Below are 24,788 nucleotides of genomic sequence, written 5' to 3'. Positions count from 1 at the left end.
TGACGCATTTGTAAGCCAGCCATCATGCAGGGCCGCCGCCATGGTCAGGGCGCTGCGATCCCGCTATAAGGGGCCATGGCCGAACGCTTCGAAAGACACCGCCAGCCCTGGCGTCAGGACGAAATCCAAAAGCTGCACACGCTCGCCAAGAAGGGCATGGCGCTGAAGGCCATCGCCAAGGCGCTGACCCGCAGCGAGGAGTCGGTCAAGGCGCGCGCCAAGGAAGACGGGCTGTCGATCGCCAAGCTGCACTGAGGTTTCGGAGGGGCGGGATACAGCCTCGCCGTCAGCGCAGGATGATCGCGGCCCCGTGCTTGTGCGCGCGGATTTCCTCTTCGGTCAGGCCGTTGATCTCGTGCGGGAAGATCAGCCAGTCGTTTGTCTCATGGACGAAGAAGTCGGGCGTGAGGTCGGTCACGTTGCGCGACGGCTTGTAATAGACGGTCGCGACCTTCACCTCGTCCGGGATGTTGTTCCGGCAGCGCTGCTTGAGTTCCTTCAGCAGGGCGCGGATCGAACGCCCGGAATCGAACACATCGTCGATCAACAGCAGGCGATCCTCGGGGTTGAGCACGTCGACCAGATGGCCCAGGCCATAGATGCGGACCTGCGGCTCCTGCTGGTCGATGCCGGTATAGGAGGCGGTGCGGATTGCGATATGGTCGCTCTGTATCCCGCGATACTCGAGCAGTTCCTGCACCGCGATGCCGACCGGCGCGCCGCCGCGCCAGATGCCGACGATATGGGTCGGGCGAAAGCCGGAGTCGAAGACCAGATTGGCGAGACGGAAGGAATCCTCCAGCAGGCGGTCGGCGGACAGGTAGATTTTGGTGGTCACGACATCGTCCATCATCGTTGCGGAGCGCAGGGGTGCGAAGCGGGCGCGCTCGGATAGACGGGCTATCTGGCGTCCTGCGGCCGACAGGGCAACCGCGTCATACGATGATCCGCCCGATCCGCACCAGCACGCCCGTCGGGTCGCTGACCGCGAATTCATAGGTGCCCCAGGGCTTGGCATGCGGCGCACCGCGCTCGATGATGCGGTCGCGCACCCGGTCGGCGACCGTATCGACATCCTCGACATAGAGGTACAGGCCGAACGGATTGTCCTCCGCGCTCTTCGGCCAGCCGGGCATGTGGTTGAGATGGAGATGCCAGCCGCGTCCATCCTCCAATATGCGATAGCTTCCGAAATCGGCCGCGACCTCGAAGCCGAGCAGCGAGTAGAAGGCGGTGCTGGCGTCCAGATCGTCGGCGGGGACGATGGCGACGCAGTGGTGGTTCATCACTATCCCTCCGTTGTCGCCGACAGAATGACTCGTCCCCGCCACGTCAGGCGAGTCCTATTTTTCCCTGCCGTCGAAAAGTTCCGCTGGCGTTTCATGAAGTTAACGTCATGTTTGCGGGGCCGTCCTTTCGGGTCGAGGACGGGTTTGTCCTTGTATTGCAAAGAGATGACTTGCCGATCGGCGGCGCCTCAAACATAAATCATAAAATAGACGGATATTTCAAATCATTGCCGGGTTTGGCCCCCGCATCTCGCGGAGACCCGTCATGGCCACAGCGGCATTGCCCGATACCCCGAATTCCCAGTCATCCGATGGCGACCGTCGCCGCGCGACACGTTGGCTGCAAGCGCTCAACTTCTTCATGGCCGATATGCAGGCGGGCATCGGCCCGTTCCTGGGCGTCTTCCTGCAACAGCGCGGGTGGCAGACGGGACCGATCGGCACCGTCATGACGCTGGGCGGCGTGGCGGGCATGGCGATGACCGTGCCGGCGGGCGCGTTCATCGACCATACCGACAAGAAGCGCTGGGTGGTCGTCATCACCGGCATCTGCACGGTGCTGGCGTCCTTCCTGATCCTCTGGTCGCAATCGGGGATCGTCGTCGGGGTCAGCCAGGTGGCGACCGCGATCGCGGGTGCGGCGATCGGCCCCGCCGTCACCGGCATGACGCTGGGCGTCGTCCGGCAAAAGGGCTTCAACGCGCAGAATGGCCGCAACCAAGCGTGGAACCATGCAGGCAACATGGTGGGCGCGGGGCTTTCCGGCTTTCTCGGCTGGAAGTTCGGCATGCCCGCCATCTTCTTCCTGGCAGCGGCGTTCGGCGTGCTGGCGATCATCTCGGTCCTGTCGATCCCCGAACGCGCGATCGACCACCGCGTCGCACGCGGGCTGGAGGATGAAGACGGCGACGATCAGGACGGCGGCCAGGCCGAGGGTTTCAAGGCACTGCTGTCCAACAAGCCGATGCTGATCCTGGCAGGTGCGCTGGCGTGCTTCCATCTGGGCAACGGCGCGATGCTGCCGCTCTATGGCATGGCGGTGGTCGGCGCAGGGAAAGGCGATGCGGCGATGTTCACCGCGACCACCGTCATGGTCGCGCAGGCGGTGATGATCATCGCCAGCCTAGTCGCGATGAAGGTCGCCGCCGGGCGTGGTTACTGGCTGGTCCTGCTGATCTCCTTCGCGGCACTCCCCTTGCGCGGCTTCCTGGCGGGCAGCTTCATCGAGCATTGGGGCGTGTGGCCGGTCCAGGCGCTCGACGGCATCGGCGCGGGGCTTCAGAGCGTCGCGGTACCCGGCCTCGTCGCCTGCCTGCTCAGTGGTACCGGCCGGGTCAATGTCGGGCAGGGCGCGGTGATGACCATCCAGGGCGTCGGCGCCTCGCTGTCGCCCGCCATTGGTGGCTGGCTCGCGCAGGAACTGGGTTATCACATCGCCTTCTACATTCTGGGCGGTTTCGCGGTGGCGAGCTTGGGGTTGTGGATCGGCTTTGCAGGGACTCTGCGCCCCGCCTGCTCCGGTGGAGCCAAGCCCGAGGAGGCACAGGCATGAGCGGCATCGCTTGGGTCCATATCGGTGATCTGCATCTGGACGAAGCCGACGACTGGCAGGGGCTCGACCGACTGGAGACCATCGTTGCACAGGTGAACCGCCACATGGGCGAGGCGGACTTCGTCTTCGTACCCGGCGACAACGCCAATCATGGCACGCCCGAGCAATATGCCCGGATGATCGAGGCGCTCGCCCCGCTGTCGCTACCGTGGCGGATCATCCCCGGCGACCATGATTTCGAGCCGGGCGACCTGTCCTACTACGAAGCGGCGATCCCCGAGGCGAACCGGCCCGAGATGGAAGTGATCGCTGGGCATCACTGCCTGTTCCTGGACGTGGTGTCCGCAGGGGCCGGTGGTCCCGATTTCCGGCTGACCATGCACCACCGCAACAAGCTGGCCGAGGAGCTAGCACGGGCGAAGGCGTCGGGCGAAGTGCCTTTGGTCTTCATGCACGCCTATCCCGGCGATCTGGCGGCGGACGGCGACCTGATCGCGCGCCAGGTCATCGACGGCGAGGTCGCCTTCGTCGATACCGGCCATACCCATTACAACGAGCTGCTCAACGACGGCCGCGTGATCTATGGGGCGACCCGCTCGACCGCGCAGATCGAGGAGGATGGCGGCGCACCGGGCTTCACCATCGTGTGTGTTCAGGACCGGGTGGTCAGCTGGCGCTTCCGGCGGCTGGATGCGGCTTGGCCGCATGTCCAGATCGTGTCGCCGGGCGATGTCCGGCTCATCACCCGCCCGACCGACCCGTATCAGGTGCCCCGGCCGGGCGCGGTCGAGATCGTCGCGCGTCTGTTCGGTGCGGATGCGACGCCGGTCGCGCGGGTCGGCGATAGCGACACGCCGATGACGCGGGGCGAGGACGGCCTGTGGCGGGCGACCGTGACGCTGGTCGAGGGATTAAACGCGATCGAGGTCCGCTGCGGCGAGGCTTATGACCGGGTCGACTGCCTAGTCCGCGACGCCCATTCCATCCCGAAGCGCCGTCTGCCCGTCGCACCGGGCGAGGATTGCCACGCGATTGGCGCCTGGCCTATCGCCGGGATCGATGGCGCCCGGCTCGGGCCTAACAAGAATGGGTGCGGATGGTGACGCTGGCTTATGGAGCCACCTGGGCGATTGCGGGGCTGTCGACCGCGGGCGTGATCGCGCGGCCGATGCGCTGGCCCGAATGGATCTGGGCGGTGACGGGTGCGGTGTTGCTGATCGTACTGGGCCTGATGCCTTGGCACGAAGCGGGGCAGGCGGTGGCCAAGGGCACCGACGTCTATCTTTTCCTGATCGGCATGATGCTGCTCAGCGAGACCGCGCGCGAGCATGGCGCGTTCGACTGGATCGCCGCCACCGCCGTCAACATGGCGGGCCGGTCGCGGGCGAAGCTGTTTGCGCTGGTCTATGCGACGGGCGTGGTCGTCACGACCTTCATGTCCAACGACGCCACCGCCGTGGTGCTGACGCCCGCCGTGTTCGTCGCGGCGAAAAAGGCCAAGGCCGATCCGCTGCCTTTGCTGTTCGCCTGTGCGCTGATCGCCAATGCGGCCAGCTTCGTGCTGCCTATCTCCAACCCGGCGAACCTGGTCCTCTATGGCGGGCACATGCCGCCGCTGGGCGCATGGATGGCGGCGTTTGCGCTGCCCTCGCTGGCGTCGATCCTCGTCACCTTCGCGGTGCTGCGCTTCACCCAGCGAGCGCGGATCGCGGGGGACTGCGAGAGTGATGTGACCCGCGACCCGCTGTCGACCGGAGGCAAGCTGGCCATTGCGGGCATCGTGCTCACGGCGTTGCTCCTGTTGGTCGTGTCGGCGCTCGATGCCGAACTGGGCCTGCCGACCGCACTGGCGGGGATCGCGACGGCGGTGATCGTGTCACTGCTGGCGGGGCGTTCGCCGCTGACGCTCGCCAGGTCGGTCAGCTGGGGCGTGCTGCCGCTGGTCGCGGGGCTGTTCGTACTGGTCGAGGCGCTGGACCGGACGGGCGTGATCGCCTGGGTGGCGCGGGGGCTTCGCGACATGCTGGCCGATCCGACGCGGGCGGCGGCGGTGTCGGGGACGACGCTGGCCTTTGTCAGCAACGTGATGAACAACCTGCCCGCTGGCCTCGTTGCCAGCAGTGCCATCGCGCAGGCGCATCCGCCGCAGATCGTCACCGACGCATTGTTGATCGGCGTCGACCTCGGGCCGAACCTGTCGGTCACGGGGTCGCTGGCGACGATCCTGTGGCTCCAGGCGATCCGGCGCGAGGGGGAGGATGTGAGTTTCCTCGCCTTCCTGAAGGTTGGCGCGGTAGCGATGCCGCTCGCGTTGCTGGCGGCGTTGGGGATTCGGTTGTTGATCGGGTGAGGGCCCACCTCCGTTCGCAATGAGCGAAGTCGAAGTGCACGCGGGACGGTCTCCCCTTGGCCTTCGACTTCGCTCAGGCTGAACGGAGGTGGGGAATCAAAGCGCCGCCAGATCGATCGCCCCGTTCTTGTCCAGCCACTGCCCCGCCTCGGGCATCGGGTATTTCAGCCCGGTGGCGCAGTTGAACAGCACCACCCGCTCGTCCTCGTCGACCAGATTGTCGCGCACAGCCTGTTGGTACGCCGCCAGCGTCGCGCCGCCCTCGGGGCAGAGCAGCAGTCCGTCGCGCTTGGCGCAATCCTCCACCGCCTTCAGGATCGCGGGGTCGCCCACCGCCAGCGCCGCGCCGCCGGACTCACGGACCGCGCGCAGGATCAGAAAGTCGCCGACCGCCTTCGGCACGCGGATGCCCGCCGCCACGGTCGCGGCATCCTCCCAACGCTCGGCATGCTCCTCGCCCGCCTCATAGGCACGGACAATGGGCGCGCAGCCGCTCGCCTGCACCGCGTACATGCGCGGGCGTTTCGGGCCGATCCAGCCCAGCCGCTCCATCTCGTCGAACGCCTTCCACATGCCGATCAGGCCGGTGCCGCCGCCGGTCGGATAGAAGATCGCGTCGGGCAACTCCCACCCCAACTGAGCGGCGAGTTCCAGCCCCATCGTCTTCTTGCCCTCGATCCGGTACGGCTCCTTCAGCGTCGAGAAGTCGAACCAGCGCCCCTCGGCCGCCCCGCGCCCGACGATCGCGCCGCACTCGTCGATCTGGCCGTTGACCCGCCAGACGCGGGCGCCCTGTGCGGCGATCTCGCGGACGTTCACTTCCGGCGTTTCTTCCGGGCAGAGGATGACCGTCTCGATCCCGCAGCGCGCGGCATAGGCGGCCAGCGCCGCGCCCGCATTGCCGTTGGTCGGCATCGCGATGCGGGTCACGCCCAGCTCGCGCGCCATGGCGACCGCCATGACCAGCCCGCGCGCCTTGAACGATCCGGTCGGCAGCCGCCCCTCGTCCTTGACCAGCACCGATCCGCCGCCCGAGCGGGGAATGGGGATCAGCGGCGTTTCGATCTCGCCCAGCGACACGATGCTTGTCGTCCGGCGCACCGGCAGCAACTCGCGCCAACGCCACAAATCGGTCTCGCGCGCGGCGATGGCGTCGCGCGACACCGCCTTGCCCAGCGCCTCCAGATCGTAGCGGACCAGCAGCGGGCGCCCGGCGCGCGACAGGCCATGAAGCTGGTCCGCTTCATAGCGTTCGCCGGTCAGCGAACATTCCAGATGGGTGACGAAGGTCGGGCGGTCTTCGGTAAGATTGCGATTCATGGGCACAGCGTATCCGCCGCCATCACCGGATGCTATAACCTTGCGATCGCGGCGATCTGTCGGTCATGCGCCCGCGACAGCGTCACCACCGCCGCGACCGCGCCGATCAGGCACATCAGCATGTCCCATTGCGTGTCCCATGGATCGCCCTGCGTCCCCAGAAACTCGTCCGCGCCCTGACCCAGCGCCATCGCCGCACCGAACTCGACCAGCTCATAGGCGGCGCTCAACGCCAGACAGCAGGCGATGACGAGGAAGCGGAGCATCCCGCCCCGCGCCAGGCCACCCCGCCGGATCAACCATTCGCGAAATATGATGGCGGGCACGAAGCCTTGGGCGAAATGGCCCAGCCGATCATAGGGATTGCGGGCCAGATGCAGCCAGTCCTGCACCCAAAGCCCGGCGGGCACCCGCGCATAGCTATAGGCGCCACCCAGCATCAGGATCAGCCCGTGCGCCCCGATCAGCACCAGCGCGAGCCCGGTCAGCGGGAATCGTCGCCGCAAGCCCCAGAGCAAAGGCAGCGCGATCAGCACCGGCGCGACCTCCATCCACCAGGTCGCCCGGTCGAACGGGCGCAGTCCCGAGGCGATCAGTCCCGCCACCCAGACCGCGCTCAGCAGCGCCAGTCGCTTTCCGCTCCCCGTCATGGCCCGAGGATAACGGCGGGTGTCGCGGACGCAACCCGATTGCCCTGGCCGGACGGGGGTGCAAAGGATGGAGCCATGATCATACGCAGCGACGAAACCCAGGATGTCGAGGTAGCCGGAACGGGCACGATGCGGATGCATCTGTTCCGCCCCGCGATCGAGGGGCGCTTTCCGGGCATCCTATTGTTTTCCGAGATCTATCAGGTGACGGCGCCGATCCGGCGGCTGGCTGCGATGCTGGCCGGGCAGGGCTATGTCGTCGCGGTGCCCGAGGTCTATCACGAATATGAACCCGCCGGGACCGTGCTCGCCTATGACAAGCCGGGCACCGACCGGGGCAACGACCTGAAATTCGCCAAGCCCGTCGCGGCCTATGATGCCGATGCGGCGGCGGCGCTGGGCGCGCTGGCGGCGCATCCGGCGTGCAACGGGCGGCTGGGCACGTTCGGCGTCTGTCTGGGCGGGCATCTGGCCTATCGCGCCGCGCTTGACCCGCGCGTGTCGGCGGCAGCGTGCTTCTATGCCACCGACATCCATTCGGGCTCGCTGGGCGAAGGGCGCCGCGACGACAGCCTCGCGCGGATGGACGAACTGAAGGCCGAGGCGATGTTCGTCTGGGGACGGCAGGACCCGCACGTCCCCTATGCCGGGCGCGAGGCGATCCGCGCGCGGCTGGAGGAAGTCGGCGCATCCTACGAATGGCATGAGGTGGCCGGGCAGCACGCCTTTCTGCGTGACGAAGGGCCGCGTTACGACCCGGCGCTGTTCCTGCAGGCGATGGGCTGGACGCTGGCGCTCTATGCCCGCGCGTTGCGTTAGATCGGACGTGTTTGCCGAAGTTTAACCGATTCAGACCAAGATGGGCGGGAAGGATATCCGCCTGCCCATGTTCGCCTCTCTTCCCTTTCGCCGTCTTCGGCCTGCCCGACCCGCGATCCTGACCGATCGGCGGGGGGCGGTGCTCGTCGAGTTCGCGCTGGTCGCCGCGCCCTTCATCGCGCTGCTGCTGGCGATTCTCCAGTCGAGCCTCGCCTATCTGGCGCAGGAGGCGCTGGAGAGCGCGGTCGAGACGGCGGCGCGCGGCATCGTCACCGGCCAGACCCAGGCCGCCGATCTGGCGGGCCTGGGCAAGGGCATGACCAAGGCCCAGCTGGCCGAGCGCTTCCGCAGCAAGGGGTGCCAGGCGCTGCCCGGTTTCCTGTCCTGCGCGCGCCTGTTCGTCGATGTGAAGAGCGTGGCGGCGGGCACCGCCATTCCGACCAACGGCTCCCTGCCGCTGACATTCGATGCGGGGACGGGAAAGTTCACCGATCTTTCTTATGACGTGGGGTCGCAAGGATCGCTCGTCACGGTGCGGTTCATCTATCTCTGGCCGATGCCGGTCGCGCCCGCCGCCGACCTGTCGCCGCTGAGCGGCGGGCCGACCATATTGGTCGCGACCTCGGTGTCGAAGACCGAGGCCTATCTGTGATCCCGCGGTCGTACCGGGCCTTGCGCGGGGATGCGCGCGGCGTCGCGCTGGTCGAGTTCGCGCTGATCCTGCCCGTCATGCTGATCCTGTATCTGGGTGGCGTGCAGTTGCAGGACGCGATGGCCTGCAAGCGCAAGGTGACGATCACGGCTCGCGCCGCGGTCGACCTGATCGCCCAGAACACGACCGGCAAGATGACGGGGGCGGAGGTACAGTCCAACCTGATGGCCGCGTCGCAGGTGATGCAGCCCTATACCGCCGGGGATGCGCAGATCCGCGTCAGCGAGGTTTCCACCGACGCCAAGGGGCAGACCAGCGTGGTGTGGAGCCGGGGTCTGAAGATCGCCGCCTATGCCAAGGGCGAGGCGGTCGACATTCCGCCTGCGATGAAGACCCCGAACGCCACCTTCCTGCTGGCGCAGGTCAGCTATCCCTATCGCCCCCCCACCAGTTTCGGTCAGTTCGGCCCGATGACGCTCAGCGACTCGCTGTGGATGGTTCCGCGCAACACTGACCAGATCGCCTGCCCGGATTGCTGATGCCCATGATCCTCTCCCTTTATCGATCCGTGCGGGATGTGCTGCATAATCGTCGCGGTGCGGTGATGATGATGTTCGCCATGGCCCTGCCCGTCCTGATCTTCACGATCGGCATGGGCATCGATTATGCACGCGCGAAGAAGGCGCAGACCAAGATGAACGCGGTGGCCGACTCCGCCGCCCTGTCGGCGGTCAGCAAGGTCGCAATGGGCATGAAGGACGGCGACGCGGTGGCCTATGCCCGCAAGATCTTCGAGGCGCAGGCACTGTCGCTGACCCAATCGGGCGACATCGTCATGGGTGACGTGACCATCAACGCACCGACCGACGGCAATGGCCGTCGCAACGCCACGGTCACCTACAAGGCCGTGTCGAACAACGTCTTCGCCAAGATCCTGGGCCTGAACACGTTGGCGATAGCGGGACAGTCGCAGACGACGAACGCCATCGCGCCCAATATCGATTTTTACATGCTGCTCGACGTATCCAGTTCGATGGCCCTGCCAACGACGACGGCCGGACTGGCGAAGGTGGCGGCGAGCAACTCCAGGAAATGTCAGTTCGCGTGCCATGCCACGAATGACCTGACCGGAAAGGATGCCTTCAACAATACGACGGATCTGTATGCTGTCGCAAAATCCTATGGCTTGAAGCTCCGTATTGATGAAGAGGGCACGGCCGTGGCCAAGCTCACGGAAACCGCGAGAGCGACCTCCAGCAAAACGGGGGCGACCTACCAGATCGCCATTGCCTCATTCCGGGCGCGCGGTGCCTTTAATGTGTTGCAGACGCTGACGCCGCATCTGGATCACGCTGCGCTGGCCACTCACGACCTGAAGCCGGTCCTGTTCTACAAGAATGGCTGCCCGACCCCGGCCTGCAAATCGAACGAGCCCGGCTTTAACGATACGGATAGCGGTAGCAGCGATGCCATGGACCAGATCAACAGGCAGTTGATCACCGTCGCGCCCGGCACTGGCATCAACAAGGCTCAGCCTCAGGCGGTGATGTTCATGGTGACGGACGGGATGCGTGACGAAATCCGCAGCAACGGCAAGCCTGAGATCGCGATCGACACCACAAAGTGCGATATGATCAAGGCCCGGGGGGTGCGCATCGCGGTACTCTACACCGAATATCTGCCGCAATCGCTGACTGGTGATGCCTGGTCGCAAAAGAATATCGCGCCCTATCTCTACAAGATCGAACCCGCGCTTCAGGCCTGTGCCTCGCCCGGCCTCTATACCAAGGTATCCACCGATCAGGACATTTCGGCGGCGATGGCCGCGCTGTTCCAGAACGCCGTGGCGACGGCGCGCATCACCCAGTAAGTCGATGGGGCGGGGGGCTCCCGCCCCGATCATCCCGCCCCGATCACCCGGCCAGGGCCTCGACCTGCTCGGCGAGTTCCAGCCAGCGCATCTCGGCCTCGTCCTTTTCCTCGCGCGCCTTTTCGATCGCCTTCATCAGCCGGTCGAACTGAGCCGGGTCCTTGGCGTAGAGGTCAGGGTCGGCGAGCTTCGCCTCGTCGCGCGCGATCCCGGCCTCCAGCTCCTCGATCCGCTTGGGCAGCAGTTCGTAATCGCGCTGGTCCTTGTAGCTCAGCTTGGTCCTGGCCTGCGCCGGAGCGGCGGGGGAGGGGGCGGCCTTGGCCGGGGCCTTTTTCGCCTCGGGCGCCGCTTTGCGCTTGGCGACCCAGTCGGCATAGCCGCCCGCCACCACATCGACATGGCCCGATCCGTCCAGACCCAGCGTCACCGTCACCGTGCGGTCGAGGAAGTCGCGATCGTGGCTGACGATCAGGACGGTGCCCTCATAATCGCCGATCACCTCCTGCAACAGGTCGAGCGTTTCCAGGTCGAGGTCGTTGGTCGGCTCGTCGAGCACCAGCAGGTTGGATTCGCGCGCGAACTCGCGGGCGAGCAGCAGGCGCGAACGCTCGCCGCCCGACAACGTCCCGATCTTTGCCTCGGCCAGCGAAGGGTCGAACAGGAACTCCTTCAGATAGCCGTGGATGTGCTTGCGCGTGCCCCGCACGTCGATCCAGTCGCCGCCGTCCGCCAGCACCTCGCGCACCCGCTTTTCAGACGCCATCAGCTTGCGCTGCTGGTCGATGATGACGCCGTCCAGCGTCTTGGCCAGGAAGACGCTGCCCTCGTCGGGTTGGATCTCGCCGGTCAACAGGCGGAGGAGCGTCGTCTTGCCCGCCCCGTTCGAGCCGACGATGCCGATCCGGTCGCCGCGCGTGACCTTCAGGCTCAGGTCCTTGATGATCGTGCGGTCGCCGTAACGCTTGGTGACATGCTCGGCCTTGATGACCTCCTTGGTCTTCACATCGTCCGAGGCGATGCCGAGCTTGGCGGCACCCTGCGGCCCGATCATCGCGGCGCGGGTGGCGCGCATCTGGACCAGCTTTTCCAGACGGCCCTGGTTCCGCTTGCGCCGCGCGGTGACGCCGCGGTGAAGCCAATGCTCCTCGATCTTGAGCTTGGCGTCCAGCTTCTCGGCGGCGCGCTGTTCCTCGGCATAGACCTGTTCGGTCCAGGCGTCGAAACCGCCGAAGCCGACCTCGTTGCGCCGCATCTGGCCGCGATCGAGCCACAGCGTCGACTTGGTCAGGCGGGTCAGGAAGGTGCGGTCATGGCTGATGACGACGAACGCGCCGGTGAAACGCTTCAGCCAGTCCTCCAGCCATTCGATGGCCGCGAGGTCGAGATGGTTGGTCGGCTCATCGAGCAGCAGCACGTCCGGGTTCATCGCCAGCGCGCGGACGATCGCCGCGCGCCGCCGTTCGCCGCCGCTGGCGGTCGATGCCTCGCGCGTCAGGTCGATGCCGAGCTGTCCGGCGATGGCATCGGCCTCATAGGCTTCCGGCGCGTCGTCGCCCGACAGGACATAATCGCCCAGCGTTGCGCACCCGGCCAGATCGGGGTCCTGTTCCAGATAGACGACATGGGTGCCCGGCACGATCACGCGCCGCCCCTCGTCCGAATCGATGATCCCGGCCATCAGCTTCAGCAGGGTCGACTTGCCCGCCCCGTTGCGCCCGATCAGCGCGAGCCGGTCGCGCGGACCGACATGGATATCGAGATGCCGGAAGAGCCAGCCCGAGCCTTGAACAAGGCCCAGGTCTTCGTAGGAAAGAACGGGTGCTGCCATGATAGGCCAGCAGTTAGGGGCGGATGGGGAACCCGGCAAGCGGTCCATGCGCTGTCGCGCGGCTGCATGATCCATTCAGAGGCTGTTCAACGGTTGACCGCTATGCCACCTTCATGTCGATGACCGTCCTTCTGGCTCTGCTCGCCGCACCGATGGGTTCACCGCCGATGATCGAAGCCCCGATGGAAATGGGGGTCGATCAGCGTCGCGGCGACCAGATGCGCGCCTATCAGCAGCGCAAGGAAGGCAATCTGTCGCTGCGCGAGATCGAGGCGCGGGTCGTGCCGGCGATGCGCGATTCGCAATATATCGGCTTCGATTACGACGCGCAGGCGGCGGTTTACACGCTCAAGTTCCTGCGCAATGGCACGGTCATCTGGGTGGAGGTGGACGCCCGTACCGGCAAGGTCATCGGCCGCACCGACGGCTGATGACCGGGCCGGTCGAATAGCACCACAGGATTAGAGGGAGTTTTGCGATGCGCGTTCTGATCGTCGAGGACGAGCCCAATCTTGGCCAGCAGCTGAAATCCACGCTGGAAGGGGCCGGCTATGCCATCGACCTCGCCACGGACGGCGAGGAGGGGCATTTCCTTGGCTCGACCGAAAGCTATGACGCGATCGTGCTCGACTTAGGGTTGCCGGAAATCGACGGGCTGACCGTGCTCGACCGTTGGCGCAAGGAGGGCAAGACCACGCCCGTCCTCGTCCTGACCGCGCGCGACAGCTGGTCGGACAAGGTGGCCGGGTTGGACGCGGGCGCGGACGATTACGTCGCCAAGCCGTTTCAGACCGAGGAACTGATCGCCCGTCTCCGCGCCCTGATCCGACGCGCCAGCGGCAATGCCTCGTCCGAACTGACGGCGGGCGATGTCCGCCTCGACACCCGTTCGGGCAAGGTCACACGGGCGGGCGAGCCGGTGAAGCTGACCGCGCAGGAATATAAGCTGCTGTCCTATTTGCTCCATCACAAGGGCAAGGTGGTCAGCCGCACCGAGCTGATCGAGCATATCTACGATCAGGATTTCGACCGCGATTCGAACACGATCGAGGTGTTCGTGACGCGCATCCGCAAGAAGCTGGGCCAGGATGTCATCACCACCATCCGGGGCCTGGGCTATAGCCTGGACGATCCGGCGGCGGGGGCTGTGGCGGGTTCGGCGGCCTGATCCGGTCTTTCCCGTGACGGACGGAAACACCTCGCGCCCGACGCTGCGCACGGGATCGCTGTCGCGTCGCATGATCCTGATCGCCGCGGGGTGGATCCTGGTCCTGCTGACCGGCGGCGGCTTCGCGCTCGACCGGGTGCTGGTGTCCGCCGTCACCCAGAATTTCGACGACCGCCAAGCCTATGTGCTCCAGTCGCTGCTGGTGTCGGCGGCGGTCGATTCGGAGGGCGAGGTCTGGTTCACCCGCGAACCCGCCGATCAGGGTTTCCTGGAGCCGGGATCGGGCATCTACTGGCAGGTGTCGGGCAAGGGGCATGAACCCTTTCCATCGCGTTCGCTCTGGGATCGGCGGCTGGCTTATGGCTCGCCGCACAATGACGACACGATCCACGTCTATACCAGCACCCAATTCGCGGACGAGAAGCTGCGCGTCGTCGAACGCGATGTGAAGCTGCCCGGCTCCAATGTGCGCTGGCGGTTCCAGGTGGCGCAGCGCACGACCGGCCTCGATGCGCAGATCGGCGCGCTGCGGCGGACCTTGGTGCGCAGCTTTGCGCTGCTGGGCGTCGGCCTGTTGCTGATGGCGGCAATGCAGACCTTTTACGGCCTCTATCCCTTGCGCCGGGTGCGCGAGGAGATCGCGGCGATGCGCGCAGGCAAGGCCGACCGCATCTCCGACGCGATGCCCAACGAGGTTGCGCCGATGGTCGAGGAGCTGAACGCCCTCATCGCGCATAACGAGAAACAGGCAGAGGAAGCGCGGCGCCACGCGGGCAATCTGGCGCATGCTCTCAAGACCCCGTTGACCGTCATCATGAACGCCGCGACCGCCCGGTCGGAGGATCTGGCCGAGACGGTGATCCGCGAGGCGCGCACGATGCGCCGCCAGGTCGACCACCACCTCGCCCGCGCCCGCGCGGTCGGACGGCGCGGCTCGGCTCACAGCCGCGCCGAGGTCTGGCCCAGTCTGCAATCTGTCGAGCGCGCGGTGGGCCGTCTCTATCGCCATGTCCGCATCGACGTGGACGGACCGAAGGACCTGGTCGTCCATGTCGAACGCCAGGATCTGGACGAGATGCTCGGTAACCTCGTCGAGAACGCGGCGAAATATGGCGGCGGCAGCGTGTTCGTCACGGTGGCGGCGCAGGCCGGGTTCGTCGAGATTCTAGTCGAGGACGACGGCACCGGCATCCCCGAAGACCAGCGCGTCCGCATCTTCGATCGCGGGGTGCGGCTGGACACGGGCAAGCCGGGGACGGGCCTGGGCCTCGCCATCGTGCGCGACGTGGCGGAGATTTACGGCGGCACCGTCGCGCTGGAGGAAAGCGAGGATCTGGGCGGGTTGCTCGTACGGCTCAGGCTTCCGGCAGCGGTGGGGTAGTCTGGTTCACGCGAAGCCGCGAGGACGCGAAGAAGAATTTTGTTCGCGCGAAGGCGCGGAGGACGCGGAGGTGCCGTACCCGATGGCACCGCCATCCCTTATCCTCACCGGCTCGTGAGGAAGTATTGAGGGTGCCATTCGACACGCCCCCTCTGCGTTCTCCGCGCCTCCGCGCGAACCATCCTTTCTTCTCTCTTCGCGCCATCGCGGCTTTGCGTGAAATTCCTAGCTCAGGCCGCCACCCTCTCCAACGCCTGCATCGCCCGCGCCGCAATGCCGATGGACCGCTTCCGCGCCTCATGGTCGAAGATGGAACTGACGATCATGACCTCGTCCACCTTGGTCCGCTCGACGAAGGCGGCCAGCTGCCGCTCCACGCTCGCGGGCGCGCCGATCGCCGAGCAGGACAGGACATGGTCCAGGATGGCCGACCCCTGCGCGCCCAAGCTTTTGCGATAGCCCGGAACGGGCGGGGGCAGCTTGCCGGGGCGGCCGGTGCGTAAGCTGACGAAGGCCTGTTGCTGCGAGCTTGCCAACAGTTCGGCTTCCTCGTCCGTATCGGCGGCAAAGACGTTGAAGCCTGCCATCGCATAGGGCTTGTCGAGCACCGCCGAGGGCCGGAAATCGCGGCGATACACGGCCAGCGCATCGTCCAGCGCGTCGGGCGCGAAGTGCGAGGCGAAGGCGTAAGGAAGGCCCAGCGCGGCGGCGAGTTGCGCGCCGTAGAGGCTCGATCCCAATATCCACATCTGCGGCCTGGCGCCTGCGCCCGGCGTCGCGACGATGCCCGTTTGCCCGTCGTCCGCGAAATAGCTTTGCAGCTCCATCACGTCGCGCGGGAAAGCGTTGGGATCGCTGTCGAGCGTCCGGCGCAGCGCACGGGTGACGCGCTGGTCCGATCCCGGTGCGCGGCCCAGCCCCAGGTCGATCCGGCCGGGGAACAGCGCGTCGAGCGTTCCGAATTGCTCGGCGATGGTCAGCGGCGCATGGTTGGGCAGCATGATGCCGCCCGCGCCGATACGGATCGTCTTCGTCGCCTGCCCGACATGCGCCAGTACCACGGCGGTCGCGGCGGAGGCGATGCCTGCCATGCCATGATGCTCGGCGGTCCAGTACCGATGAAAGCCGACCGCCTCGGCATGGGCGGCGAGGTCGGCGGCGTTGGCCAGCGCCTGGGCCACGGTGCCGCCCTCGATGACGGGCACCAGATCGAGCAGGGAATAACGTGTCATAAGAGCAAGATGGGGACGGTGCACCGCCCCCGCCAGCCAAGACCGGGTATCAGAAGGTCAAGCCATACTTCACCGCCATGCCCCGCTCGGGCGGCAGCATCGCGATATTGCCGGGGTCGCGCCGCCAGAACAGATGCGTCGACCACTCGCCGCCGCCCAGCCGGATGCCGTGGCGCAGCTCGACCAGCATTTCCTGACCCGTCGGAGCGAGTGAGAGGCGGTTGGTCGTCCAGCCGTCTACCTGCCCGCTGGCATAGTCCCAATGGCCGGGCAGCCGCAGGTCCAGCCCGCCGCCGCCGACCCGCAGCGGACGCGACAGGCGCAGGTCGATCCGGTCCTGTCCGAGCAGCCCGACCTTGCCCGCCTCGATCGACCAGGCCCGGCTGGTGAGCATTCCACCGCCCAACGCCCCGGTCGCGCGGGTCCAGCCGCTGCGCCAGCGTGCGCCGAGCGTCCAGCCGCCATCGTCCTGCCAGCGCGCGGCGCTGTCGGCGAACCAGCTGAGGCCACGCGCCTGTCCCAAGGCACCGCCGAACCAGCCGCCCAGCACCGTCGACCGCTCGTCCAGCCGGGTAAGCCCCAAGGTCGCCGCGACCGGCCCGATCCGGCGATCGAACGTCACTGCCATCTGGTCGTAATCGGGCGCGGCCATGCCCGGCATCGGCGCAGCGAAGCGCCCCGTCTCCGCCGTGACGCTGACGCCCACCCGGCCCATGCCATGATGCAGCGCGGCGGCGGCGCGCGGCGCACGGTCCATGCCCGCGCCGGGGTCGGTTAGCAGATAGGCGGGGCCGGACTGGCCGGTCCAGCCGGCGACCATCGTCTCGCCGCCGCTGGCAAAGCCGAATCCGATCGCGGTGTCGGGGCTGAGTATCTGGGTGACGCTGCCCGCGACGATGCGCTGCGCCGCGTTCGGCGCGTCGGCGGGGACGATGGCACGCAGCCGGGCCTCGCCGGGCATGGTGATCGCGCGGGTCAGGGCGACGGTGCGGGTGCCGTCGCTGACCACCGCGCCCTCGATCCGGCCGAGCAGCGACGGTGCCAGCATCGGGCGGGGCGCGGCCTGCGCCACCGTGCCCGACACATCGATGTGATAGGCGCGGGCATAGCCGTCCAGCGCGACCAGGCTCAGTCCTTCGGCCCGCGAATCGCCCATCGCCGGGGATAGCCGCGCGTTGATTCCCATCGACACCGCCGCGCCGGTGCCCGCGACACTGGTGCCGCCGACCGGCTGGAAGGCGGCGGTCAGGTCCAGCGTCCCCCGGCCATAGACATCGTCGGTGCCGCTCGTCCCCGCCTCGCGCGCGGTGCGCAGCAGCAGGTCGGCAATCTGCGCACCGGTCAGGTTGGGAAAGGCCTGCGCCAGCAGGGCGGCCGCACCGCTGATCTGCGGCGCGGCAAAGGACGTGCCCGACCAGAGCATCCGCGTGCCGCTGGCATCGGGTGCCTCCACCCGCTCGCCCAGCGCGGTCAGATAATGGGCGGCCGACTGGCCCGCCCGGTTGCTGAACGACGAGATGGCGCCGGTCGCGCCCACCGATCCGGCGATGATGACCTGCCCGCGCGCGACCGCGCTGTTATTGGCGATCTGCGCCATCAGCGTGGGATTGGATTCGCCCTCATTGCCCGCTGCGATCACGATCACCATGCCCGCCGCCGTCGCCCGCCCGATCGCGGCGAGCAGGGCGCTGGGCGGCTGGTCGTTGGAGCCGAGCGAGATGTTGACGACCCGCGCGCCTGCGTTGCGGGCGGTGTCCAGACCCAGCGCGATCGCGTCCGAGGAAAAGCTGCAATTGCCGCCCAGCCCGCCATTCTCGCTGGAGCCGCCGCAACTGCCCGGCTGATCGGCGCGCAGGGCGACCAGCGTGGCATCGAACGCGACGCCCTGCGCCCGGTTGCCGCTGCGCCCGCCCAGAGCGGTGAAGGCGACGGCGGTGCCGTGCCCGTCCTGATCCCCGATCCCCCGTGTGCCCGCGACATCGGTGGAGGCGGTGGAAATCCGTCCGGTAAAGGCGCCGGTTCGCTCGTCCACCCCCGAATCGATGACGCCCAGCGCGATGCCCGCGCCCGTCGCTCCGCGCTGATACGCCGCCAGCGCGTTCATCGAAACCGCGCCTGCCGTCGCGCGGTATCCCGCCGTGTCATAATTCTGAGTCGGCGTCGGCGTCGGAGTGGGCGTCGGAGTGGGCGTCGGGGTAGGGCTGGGCGTCGGGGTCGGCGTGGGTGTCGGCGGCGGCGGGGTGGATTGGACACCCGACCCGGCGCCGCCACAGCCCGTCAGCATCGCGCTCGCGCCAGCCATCATGATACAGACTGTCGCGATGCCCCCTGCACCGCGCCCGCGCGTTCTTGCCAAGCCCCAGCCCCTCTTCCCATCTCGCGACACCGGCTCCCTGATAAGGGCGAGCCGGGGCGCTGCGATAGCAGCACTTTCTTGCGCCGTCGTTAAGTGGTGGCGGGGCACGGGAGCGGGATACGCACCACGGGGCGGCTTGCGGCCATGGGGCCTCACGCCTACACGCTGCCGCCATGCTGCCTGCGCTCGCCCATATCGACGCCTGGATCTTCGATCTGGACAACACGCTGTATCCAGCGAGCGCCAATCTGTTCGCACATATCGACCGGCGCATGACGCAGTTCGTCGGCGACCTGCTGGGCCTGGATGCGGCCGAGGCGTTCCGGGTGCAAAAGGACTATTTCCACGCGCACGGCACGACGCTGGCGGGGCTGATGGCCGAGCACGACGTCGATCCCGCCGCCTTCCTGGCCTATGTCCACGATATCGAGATGGACGTGCTGGAGCAGGACGCGCCGCTCGCCGCCGCGCTCGCGAAGCTGCCGGGGCGCAAGCTGGTCTTCACCAATGGCGACAAGCCCTATGCGCTGAAGGTCCTCGACCGGCTGGGGCTGGGCAGCCATTTCGAGGCGGTGCACGACATCACCGCCATGGGTCTGGTGCCGAAGCCGCAGCCGTCCGCCTATGCGGGGCTGTGCGCGGCGTTCGGCATCGATCCGACCCGCGCGATCTTCTTCGAGGACATGGCGCGCAATCTGGTCCCTGCCAAGGCGATCGGGATGACGACCGTGTGGGTCGACAACGGCTCCGAGCAGGGGCCCGAAGCCGCCCGCGACCATATCGACTATACCGTCCACGCGCTGACGCCGTGGCTGACGAGCATATTGGAGGACTGACGATGGCACATGAACTGGCCGCCACCATCGACGCCGCCTGGGAAAACCGGGCCGAGCTGAACTTCGCGACGCAAGGCGAGTCGCGCATCGCCGTCGACCGCGCGCTGGCGCTGCTCGACAGCGGTGAAGCGCGCGTGGCCGAACCGGACGGCCATGGCGGCTGGACCGTCAACCAGTGGCTGAAAAAGGCGGTCCTGTTGTCGTTCCGCCTGAACGACAATGTCCTGATCGACAATGGTCCGGGCGCGGGCTACTGGTTCGACAAGGTGCCGTCGAAGTTCAGCGGCTGGTCGGAAGCCGATTTCCGCGCCGCCGGGTTCCGCGCGGTGCCCGGATCGGTCGTGCGGCGCGGCGCCCATGTCGCCAAGGGCGCGATCCTGATGCCGAGCTTCGTCAACATCGGCGCCTATGTCGGTGAGGGCACGATGGTCGACACCTGGGCGACCGTGGGCAGCTGCGCGCAGATCGGCAAGAACGTACATCTGTCGGGCGGTGCGGGCATCGGCGGCGTGCTGGAGCCGCTCCAGGCCGATCCCGTCATCATCGAGGATGGCGCGTTCATCGGGGCGCGTGCCGAAGTTGCCGAGGGCGTTCGCGTCGGCGAGGGCGCGGTGCTGTCGATGGGCGTGTATCTGGGTGCCTCGACCAAGATCATCGACCGCGAGACGGGCGAAGTCTTCCGTGGCCATGTGCCGCCTTACTCGGTGGTGGTGCCCGGCACGACGCCGTCGGTGGACGGCAAGCCGGGCCTCTATTGCGCGGTGATCGTCAAGCGCGTGGACGCGCAGACCCGCTCGAAGACCAGCATCAACGACCTGCTGCGCGACTAATTTGGCGCTGAACGCCTGATCTTTTGCACGCCCCTCCCGTAAACGGGAGGGGATGGGGGAGGGAACGCCACGGGCGACGGTCTCGGTGAGACTCCTTGCCCTCCCCAAACCCCTCCCGTTTACGGGAGGGGCTTACCGTGTGGGGAGAGGTTTTCCTTATAATCCCAGGCGTTTCGCCAACCACCGCGCCGCCCTCTCCGGGCTTTCCTTCGCCGCATCGTCACGGTCCACCCGGTAGTTCGCCTCACGCATCGCCTCGACCGGAATTCGGTTCAGCATCGGCCGCAGCGCGTCCACGAACTTCGCGTCCCCCGCCCGGTTCTTCGCCACCAGCAGCACCGCGTCATAACCGGGGATAGCATGGCCAGGATCGCTCAGCACTGTCAGCTTGTCCGCCGCGATCCGCCCATCGGAGGAAAAGGCGGAGATCACATCCGCCCGCCCGCTCTCCAGCGCGCGGTACATGAAGGTCGGGCTGTACGGCGTCATGCTGGCGAAGCGCAGGCCATAGGCGTCACGCACCGCCGCCCATTCAGGCCGGTCGAGAAACTCCAGGTCGCTGCCCAGCTTCAATCGCGGCGCGGCGGCGGACAGATCGGCGAGCGACCGCACCCCCAGTCGCTGCGCCAGCGATGCCTTCATCGCAAAGGCATAGGCATTCTCGAACCCCAGAGGCCCGAGCATCGCGACATCACGCGTCGCCGCCCAGTCCTTCAGCGCACCCAGCATCGCCGCGCGGGGCGGGGAATCATGCCGACGCATCGCGGTCGTCCACAAGGTCCCGGCATAATCGACATAGACGTCCACACGCCCGCCCGCCGTCGCCTCGAACGCCACGGTCGAGCCCAGCCCGTCGCGATAGCTGACATCATAGCCCGCGCGCGTCAGCCGGTCGCCGATCAGCCGGGCGAGGATATATTGCTCGGAAAAGTTCTTCGCCCCGATCACCACCTGCCGCCGTGCATCGCCACCGCGCGGCCAGAGCGGCTGGGTCGCCAGCGCGATCCCCAGTGCCAGCGCAACCAGTCCGCCCAACCACATCCAGCGCCGCCGTGTCGCCAGCCCGCGCTCGATCAGCCCGATCAGCGCGTCGACGACCAGCGCCAGCGCGGCGGCGGCAAAGCATCCCGCCAGCACCAGCGCCCAGGCCTGAGTCTGAAGGCCCGCAAAGATCAGGTCGCCCAAGCTCGGCTGGCCCACCGTCGTCGACAGGGTGGCAGCCCCGATCGTCCACACCGCCGCCGTGCGGATACCCGCCGCCAGCACCGGTGCGACCAAGGGCGCCTCGACCAGTCGCAGCTTTTGGCCTCGCGTCATCCCGACCGCATCTGCCGCCTGCAACACCGCCGGGTCGAGGCCGACCAGCCCCGTCACGCCGTTGCGCAGGATCGGCAGCAGCGCATAGAGGGTCAGCGCCAGCAGCGACGGCAGGAAGCCGAGCGCCGGTATCCCGCCGCCGACCAGCCCCGACAGGCTGAGCAGCACAGGGTAGAACAGCGCCAGCAAGGCCAGCGCCGGGACGGTCTGCACCAGGCTGGCGAAGCCCAGCGCCACGCGCGACAGCCCTGGCCGCCGCGCGCAGGCAAAGGCCAGCGGCACCGCGATCAGGATTCCGAGCAGCAGCGCGGCCATGCTGACCAGCACATGCTGGGCCAGCAGCGGGGGGACGCGGGCAAGGGCGTCGAGAAAGGGGCTCATGCCCGGAGCGCCGCAAGCCGTTCGGCCTGACGCCGGGGGACCGCCATCAATTCCTGCGCCGTGCTGCCGCCTTCGCCATGTACCAGTTGGGCAGGGGGGGCATCGGCGACGATCCGGCCGGCCTTCATCACCAGCACGCGGGCGGCGGTCAGCAATGCCTCGGCCATGTCATGCGTGACGAGGATGGTGGTCAGCCCCAGCCTTTGGTGCAGTTCGACCAGCCGCCCCGCCACCGCATCGCGGGTGACCGGATCGAGCGCACCCAGTGCCTCGTCGAGCAGCAGAATCGGGGGTTCGGTCGCCAACGCGCGGGCGATGGCAACGCGCTGGCGCTGGCCGCCCGACAGCGCATCGGGCATACGCTGCGCCACGTCGCGCGGCAGGTCGACGAGATCGAGCAGTTCGTCCACCCGGTTGCCCTCATCGCGCCCGGCGATACGCAGACCGATGGCGATATTGGCCGCGACCGTCATGTGCGGGAACAGGCCATGTTGCTGAAAGACATAGCCGATCCGGCGACGGAGCAGGGGCGGGGGCTCGGCGGTCACATCCTGTCCGTCGATCAGGACCCGGCCCGTATCGGGCTGCTCCAGCCGGTTGATCATGCGCAAGAGCGTCGACTTGCCCGATCCCGATGCGCCGACGAGCGCGACGAAGGCGCCCCGCTCGACGGTCAACGACACAGTGTCGACCGCCGCGATCGTGCCGTAGCGGCGGCTGACATTCTCCAGCGCGATCATCGGTTTGGGCATGGGGCCATCTTGGGAGGGAAGCGGGAACGGGTCAAACGCGGTGGCGTGCCGTTTCGCTGCACCGCCTTCGCGGCTTTCAGGCTATGCCTGTGCCGCCACGCGCGATATGGCGCTGTAAAACATGTTCAACATGGCCGCACGTCAGTGGCAGGAGAGTTTATGAGCCAGACCGATCTTCAGAGCGCCAGCCAGGTTCTCGACCGTGTCCTCGTCCTCGAAATGGTGCGCGTGACCGAGGCGGCGGCGATCGCGGCCTCGACGCTGGTCGGGCGCGGGGATGAGAAGGCGGCGGACGCGGCGGCGGTCGAGGCGATGCGCGCCGCGCTCAACGAGCTCGACATGGACGGCACCGTCGTCATCGGCGAGGGCGAACGCGACGAGGCCCCGATGCTGTTCATCGGCGAGAAGGTCGGCACCGGCAACGGCCCCGAGATCGACATCGCGCTCGATCCGCTGGAGGGTACAACCATCTGCGCCAAGGCGGGGCCGAACAGCCTGGCGGTGCTGGCGATCGCGGAGAAGGGGCATCTGCTCAACGCACCCGACGTCTATATGGACAAGATCGCGGTCGGCCCCGGCTATCCGGCGGGTGTGATCGATCTGGACCGCAGCCCCAGCGACAATATCCGCGCCATCGCCGAGGCCAAGGGCGTGGCGGCCAAGGACATCGTGGTCTGCGTGCTCGACCGGCCGCGTCATGAAGGGTTGATCGCCGAACTGCGCGGTTTGGGTTGCGGCGTCGTCCTGATCGGCGACGGCGATGTCGCGGGGGTGATCGCGACGACCGATCCGGACACGACCATCGACGTCTATATGGGCTCGGGCGGTGCACCCGAGGGGGTGCTGGCCTGCGCCGCGCTGCGTTGCGTCGGCGGGCAGTTCAAGGGGCGGCTGCTGTTCCGCAACGATGCCGAGCGGGCGCGGGCGCACAAATGGGGCGTGACCGATCTCGACAAGCAATATGACCTGACCGAGCTGGCGCAGGGCGACTGCATCTTCGCGGCGACCGGCGTGACCGACGGCTCGCTGCTGGCCGGGGTGAAGCGCCGGCTCAAGGTCATGACGACCGAAAGCGTGGTCATGCGCGCCTCATCGGGTACGGTGCGCTGGGTGAAGGGGCAGCATCGGCTTTGATCTTCGTATGTTACGGTCTTTTCCGAAACCGCCGTTCAGCCTGAGCCCTTCGGCTGGCTGGCAAGCCAGCCGCTCAGGATAAACTTTGGCGCGCCGCGCCAAAGTCGAAGGCCAAGGGATGACGCATCGCCAAGCCGCGAACATTGGGCGTGCGCTTCGACTTCGCCCAGTGCGAACGGGGCGGATGAGGAGGGATCGACCGTGACGGAAGGATTACCCTGATGTCTTCTGCTCTAGCCGCCGCCCTCCTACTGCTGGCCGCCTTGGCGGGCGTCTGGTGGTTCCAGAAAGGCGATCTGGGCGAGTATCGCCGGTTCAGCGCGCTGAACGACAGCCATTCGCGGCGGATGCGCTTCCGATTGTGGCTGGCGCGGTCGGCGCTGGCGTTCCTGTTGCCGGTTCTTGTCGGGCTGGCGCTGCTCGGCCGGAGCGATGCGCTGGTCGTGATGCCCGGCGAGTTCGCCCCTGTCGCTGCAACCATGCCGCCGATCTTCGACAGCGGCGAGGCGATGCAGGGGATGCTGCTCGGCGGCGCGATCGGGGGATTGGCCGTGGGGGCCGTGCTGGCGCGCCTGCGCAAGCGCAAGCCGCTGGGCAATATTTCCGCGCTGCTGCCGCGAGAGCGGCGTGAGGTGAAATATGCCGCCGCGCTCAGCATCATGGCGGGGGTGACGGAGGAGGCGTTCTTCCGCCTCTATCTGCCGCTGCTGGTCGCGATGGCGACGGGGCAGGCGGGGATCGGCTTTCTCGCCTCGCTGATCCTGTTCGGGGCGATGCACCGTTATCAGGGCTGGGTCGGCGTGGTCGCCACCACCGCGCTGGGGGCGGTGATGACCGGTCTTTACTTGATGACCGGCAGCCTGTGGGTGGTAATGCTGGTCCATGTGCTGGTGGACCTGAACGGGTTGGTGGTGACGCCGGTGCTGGGCGGGGTGCTCAGAAAGTGACCTGTTCCCCGGCGAAGGCCGGGGCCCAGTTGCGGCAAAGTTCATGGTGCGTCGGAACGGCGAGGGGGAGGCAAAAGCCAGACATCCTCGATAGCTCACTGCACCTGGGCCCCGGCCTTCGCCG

At 67.3% G+C, this 24,788-nt stretch carries 24 protein-coding genes; 15 read left to right on the top strand and 9 right to left on the bottom strand.

From position 1 onward, the window contains the following. The first annotated feature begins 75 nt into the window (after window positions 1–75). Window positions 76–255, top strand: coding sequence for a hypothetical protein (locus KV697_RS09230; protein WP_042490606.1), 180 nt, complete (start codon window positions 76–78; stop codon window positions 253–255). Window positions 256–286: 31 nt separating this feature from the next. On the opposite strand, the gene KV697_RS09225 is transcribed toward KV697_RS09230, so the two are convergent. Both KV697_RS09225 and KV697_RS09220 read right to left on the bottom strand, forming a co-directional pair. Next, window positions 287–853 (bottom strand): phosphoribosyltransferase, encoded by a 567-nt coding sequence (locus KV697_RS09225; protein ID WP_219021005.1) that lies wholly within the window; start codon window positions 851–853, stop codon window positions 287–289. 82 nt (window positions 854–935) lie between these two features. Then, entirely contained in the window at window positions 936–1,286 is a 351-nt protein-coding gene (locus KV697_RS09220; RefSeq protein WP_219021004.1) for a VOC family protein, read from the bottom strand. A 268-nt stretch (window positions 1,287–1,554) separates the two neighbouring features. Here KV697_RS09220 and KV697_RS09215 point away from each other — a divergent pair, with 268 nt between their 5' ends. The 3 genes from KV697_RS09215 to KV697_RS09205 are packed head-to-tail and all read left to right on the top strand — an operon-like array spanning window position 1,555 to window position 5,191. Continuing rightward, a complete protein-coding gene (locus KV697_RS09215) occupies window positions 1,555–2,841 on the top strand; it encodes an MFS transporter (RefSeq protein WP_219021003.1) in 1,287 nt (428 codons plus the stop codon). Next, a complete protein-coding gene (locus KV697_RS09210) occupies window positions 2,838–3,944 on the top strand; it encodes a metallophosphoesterase family protein (RefSeq protein WP_219021002.1) in 1,107 nt (368 codons plus the stop codon). The genes KV697_RS09215 and KV697_RS09210 overlap by 4 nt, the downstream gene beginning before the upstream one ends. After that, window positions 3,941–5,191 carry an arsenic transporter gene (locus KV697_RS09205; RefSeq protein WP_219021328.1) on the top strand — a complete coding sequence of 417 codons (1,251 nt, stop codon included), beginning with the start codon at window positions 3,941–3,943 and terminating at the stop codon, window positions 5,189–5,191. Before KV697_RS09210 ends, KV697_RS09205 begins: the two co-directional genes overlap by 4 nt. Before the next feature lie 96 nt (window positions 5,192–5,287). On the opposite strand, the gene KV697_RS09200 is transcribed toward KV697_RS09205, so the two are convergent. Both KV697_RS09200 and KV697_RS09195 read right to left on the bottom strand, forming a co-directional pair. Next, window positions 5,288–6,511 carry a threonine synthase gene (locus KV697_RS09200; protein WP_219021001.1) on the bottom strand — a complete coding sequence of 408 codons (1,224 nt, stop codon included), beginning with the start codon at window positions 6,509–6,511 and terminating at the stop codon, window positions 5,288–5,290. Window positions 6,512–6,543: 32 nt separating this feature from the next. Continuing rightward, window positions 6,544–7,161: a DUF2238 domain-containing protein gene (locus KV697_RS09195; protein ID WP_219021000.1), complete on the bottom strand. Its 618-nt coding sequence runs from the start codon at window positions 7,159–7,161 to the stop codon at window positions 6,544–6,546. A 75-nt stretch (window positions 7,162–7,236) separates the two neighbouring features. Here KV697_RS09195 and KV697_RS09190 point away from each other — a divergent pair, with 75 nt between their 5' ends. The 4 genes from KV697_RS09190 to KV697_RS09175 all read left to right on the top strand — a co-directional run bounded on the left by KV697_RS09190 (window position 7,237) and on the right by KV697_RS09175 (window position 10,502). Beyond that, on the top strand, window positions 7,237–7,980 hold the full coding sequence (locus KV697_RS09190; RefSeq protein ID WP_219020999.1) for a dienelactone hydrolase family protein: 744 nt from the start codon (window positions 7,237–7,239) through the stop codon (window positions 7,978–7,980). A 67-nt stretch (window positions 7,981–8,047) separates the two neighbouring features. Next, window positions 8,048–8,632 carry a TadE/TadG family type IV pilus assembly protein gene (locus tag KV697_RS09185; protein ID WP_219020998.1) on the top strand — a complete coding sequence of 195 codons (585 nt, stop codon included), beginning with the start codon at window positions 8,048–8,050 and terminating at the stop codon, window positions 8,630–8,632. Continuing rightward, a complete protein-coding gene (locus KV697_RS09180) occupies window positions 8,629–9,171 on the top strand; it encodes a TadE/TadG family type IV pilus assembly protein (protein ID WP_257575776.1) in 543 nt (180 codons plus the stop codon). Before KV697_RS09185 ends, KV697_RS09180 begins: the two co-directional genes overlap by 4 nt. Window positions 9,172–9,176: 5 nt before the next feature. After that, entirely contained in the window at window positions 9,177–10,502 is a 1,326-nt protein-coding gene (locus tag KV697_RS09175; RefSeq protein WP_257575775.1) for a TadE/TadG family type IV pilus assembly protein, read from the top strand. Window positions 10,503–10,545: 43 nt separating this feature from the next. Here the strand turns inward: KV697_RS09175 and KV697_RS09170 are convergent, their stop codons facing one another. Beyond that, entirely contained in the window at window positions 10,546–12,330 is a 1,785-nt protein-coding gene (locus KV697_RS09170; RefSeq protein WP_219020997.1) for an ABC-F family ATP-binding cassette domain-containing protein, read from the bottom strand. Window positions 12,331–12,449: 119 nt separating this feature from the next. Between KV697_RS09170 and KV697_RS09165 the strand changes: the two genes are divergently transcribed. The 3 genes from KV697_RS09165 (at window position 12,450) to KV697_RS09155 (ending at window position 14,879) form a co-directional block, all read left to right on the top strand. Next, a complete protein-coding gene (locus tag KV697_RS09165; protein ID WP_257575774.1) occupies window positions 12,450–12,761 on the top strand; it encodes a PepSY domain-containing protein in 312 nt (103 codons plus the stop codon). Between the two features lie 47 nt (window positions 12,762–12,808). Further along, a complete protein-coding gene (locus tag KV697_RS09160) occupies window positions 12,809–13,498 on the top strand; it encodes a response regulator transcription factor (protein WP_219020995.1) in 690 nt (229 codons plus the stop codon). A 70-nt stretch (window positions 13,499–13,568) separates the two neighbouring features. Continuing rightward, window positions 13,569–14,879, top strand: a complete 1,311-nt coding sequence (locus KV697_RS09155; RefSeq protein WP_219021325.1) for a sensor histidine kinase — start codon at window positions 13,569–13,571, stop codon at window positions 14,877–14,879. Between the two features lie 230 nt (window positions 14,880–15,109). Here KV697_RS09155 and KV697_RS09150 read toward each other — a convergent pair whose 3' ends face one another. Together KV697_RS09150 and KV697_RS09145 are read right to left on the bottom strand one after the other, a co-directional pair. Next, window positions 15,110–16,111, bottom strand: coding sequence for an LLM class flavin-dependent oxidoreductase (locus KV697_RS09150; RefSeq protein WP_219020994.1), 1,002 nt, complete (start codon window positions 16,109–16,111; stop codon window positions 15,110–15,112). Window positions 16,112–16,160: 49 nt separating this feature from the next. Then, window positions 16,161–18,416, bottom strand: coding sequence for a S8 family peptidase (locus KV697_RS09145; RefSeq protein ID WP_219020993.1), 2,256 nt, complete (start codon window positions 18,414–18,416; stop codon window positions 16,161–16,163). Window positions 18,417–18,640: 224 nt separating this feature from the next. Between KV697_RS09145 and KV697_RS09140 the strand changes: the two genes are divergently transcribed. Both KV697_RS09140 and dapD read left to right on the top strand, forming a co-directional pair. Further along, a complete protein-coding gene (locus tag KV697_RS09140) occupies window positions 18,641–19,303 on the top strand; it encodes a pyrimidine 5'-nucleotidase (protein ID WP_219020992.1) in 663 nt (220 codons plus the stop codon). Between the two features lie 2 nt (window positions 19,304–19,305). Next, on the top strand, window positions 19,306–20,133 hold the full coding sequence (gene dapD, locus KV697_RS09135; protein ID WP_219020991.1) for a 2,3,4,5-tetrahydropyridine-2,6-dicarboxylate N-succinyltransferase: 828 nt from the start codon (window positions 19,306–19,308) through the stop codon (window positions 20,131–20,133). 156 nt (window positions 20,134–20,289) lie between these two features. Here dapD and KV697_RS09130 read toward each other — a convergent pair whose 3' ends face one another. Next, on the bottom strand, window positions 20,290–21,831 hold the full coding sequence (locus KV697_RS09130; RefSeq protein ID WP_219020990.1) for a glycine betaine ABC transporter substrate-binding protein: 1,542 nt from the start codon (window positions 21,829–21,831) through the stop codon (window positions 20,290–20,292). Beyond that, a complete protein-coding gene (locus KV697_RS09125) occupies window positions 21,828–22,583 on the bottom strand; it encodes an ATP-binding cassette domain-containing protein (protein ID WP_219020989.1) in 756 nt (251 codons plus the stop codon). The genes KV697_RS09130 and KV697_RS09125 overlap by 4 nt, the downstream gene beginning before the upstream one ends. Window positions 22,584–22,742: 159 nt before the next feature. On the opposite strand from KV697_RS09125, the gene glpX reads away from it, so the two are divergent. Beyond that, entirely contained in the window at window positions 22,743–23,717 is a 975-nt protein-coding gene (gene glpX / locus KV697_RS09120; protein ID WP_219020988.1) for a class II fructose-bisphosphatase, read from the top strand. A gap of 221 nt (window positions 23,718–23,938) precedes the next feature. Next, window positions 23,939–24,664: a CPBP family intramembrane glutamic endopeptidase gene (locus KV697_RS09115; RefSeq protein ID WP_219020987.1), complete on the top strand. Its 726-nt coding sequence runs from the start codon at window positions 23,939–23,941 to the stop codon at window positions 24,662–24,664. The last annotated feature ends 124 nt before the right edge of the window (window positions 24,665–24,788 follow it).

This window comes from Sphingomonas sanguinis (genome assembly GCF_019297835.1).
Classification (GTDB): Bacteria; Pseudomonadota; Alphaproteobacteria; order Sphingomonadales; family Sphingomonadaceae; genus Sphingomonas; species Sphingomonas sanguinis_D.
The sequence above is the reverse complement of the archived record's forward strand: the minus strand, read 5'-3'. Positions and strand labels throughout refer to the sequence as shown.

What these genes read in the sequence shown, in the direction of transcription:
- KV697_RS09230 (WP_042490606.1), top strand. Translation starts at nt 76, where the DNA reads ATGGCCGAACGCTTCGAAAGACACCGCCAGCCCTGGCGTCAGGACGAA.
- KV697_RS09225 (WP_219021005.1), bottom strand. Translation starts at nt 853, where the DNA reads ATGATGGACGATGTCGTGACCACCAAAATCTACCTGTCCGCCGACCGC.
- KV697_RS09220 (WP_219021004.1), bottom strand. Translation starts at nt 1,286, where the DNA reads ATGAACCACCACTGCGTCGCCATCGTCCCCGCCGACGATCTGGACGCC.
- KV697_RS09215 (WP_219021003.1), top strand. Translation starts at nt 1,555, where the DNA reads ATGGCCACAGCGGCATTGCCCGATACCCCGAATTCCCAGTCATCCGAT.
- KV697_RS09210 (WP_219021002.1), top strand. Translation starts at nt 2,838, where the DNA reads ATGAGCGGCATCGCTTGGGTCCATATCGGTGATCTGCATCTGGACGAA.
- KV697_RS09200 (WP_219021001.1), bottom strand. Translation starts at nt 6,511, where the DNA reads ATGAATCGCAATCTTACCGAAGACCGCCCGACCTTCGTCACCCATCTG.
- KV697_RS09195 (WP_219021000.1), bottom strand. Translation starts at nt 7,161, where the DNA reads ATGACGGGGAGCGGAAAGCGACTGGCGCTGCTGAGCGCGGTCTGGGTG.
- KV697_RS09190 (WP_219020999.1), top strand. Translation starts at nt 7,237, where the DNA reads ATGATCATACGCAGCGACGAAACCCAGGATGTCGAGGTAGCCGGAACG.
- KV697_RS09185 (WP_219020998.1), top strand. Translation starts at nt 8,048, where the DNA reads ATGTTCGCCTCTCTTCCCTTTCGCCGTCTTCGGCCTGCCCGACCCGCG.
- KV697_RS09175 (WP_257575775.1), top strand. Translation starts at nt 9,177, where the DNA reads ATGATCCTCTCCCTTTATCGATCCGTGCGGGATGTGCTGCATAATCGT.
- KV697_RS09170 (WP_219020997.1), bottom strand. Translation starts at nt 12,330, where the DNA reads ATGGCAGCACCCGTTCTTTCCTACGAAGACCTGGGCCTTGTTCAAGGC.
- KV697_RS09165 (WP_257575774.1), top strand. Translation starts at nt 12,450, where the DNA reads ATGACCGTCCTTCTGGCTCTGCTCGCCGCACCGATGGGTTCACCGCCG.
- KV697_RS09160 (WP_219020995.1), top strand. Translation starts at nt 12,809, where the DNA reads ATGCGCGTTCTGATCGTCGAGGACGAGCCCAATCTTGGCCAGCAGCTG.
- KV697_RS09155 (WP_219021325.1), top strand. Translation starts at nt 13,569, where the DNA reads ATGATCCTGATCGCCGCGGGGTGGATCCTGGTCCTGCTGACCGGCGGC.
- KV697_RS09150 (WP_219020994.1), bottom strand. Translation starts at nt 16,111, where the DNA reads ATGACACGTTATTCCCTGCTCGATCTGGTGCCCGTCATCGAGGGCGGC.
- KV697_RS09145 (WP_219020993.1), bottom strand. Translation starts at nt 18,416, where the DNA reads ATGATGGCTGGCGCGAGCGCGATGCTGACGGGCTGTGGCGGCGCCGGG.
- KV697_RS09140 (WP_219020992.1), top strand. Translation starts at nt 18,641, where the DNA reads ATGCTGCCTGCGCTCGCCCATATCGACGCCTGGATCTTCGATCTGGAC.
- dapD (WP_219020991.1), top strand. Translation starts at nt 19,306, where the DNA reads ATGGCACATGAACTGGCCGCCACCATCGACGCCGCCTGGGAAAACCGG.
- KV697_RS09130 (WP_219020990.1), bottom strand. Translation starts at nt 21,831, where the DNA reads ATGAGCCCCTTTCTCGACGCCCTTGCCCGCGTCCCCCCGCTGCTGGCC.
- KV697_RS09125 (WP_219020989.1), bottom strand. Translation starts at nt 22,583, where the DNA reads ATGCCCAAACCGATGATCGCGCTGGAGAATGTCAGCCGCCGCTACGGC.
- glpX (WP_219020988.1), top strand. Translation starts at nt 22,743, where the DNA reads ATGAGCCAGACCGATCTTCAGAGCGCCAGCCAGGTTCTCGACCGTGTC.
- KV697_RS09115 (WP_219020987.1), top strand. Translation starts at nt 23,939, where the DNA reads ATGTCTTCTGCTCTAGCCGCCGCCCTCCTACTGCTGGCCGCCTTGGCG.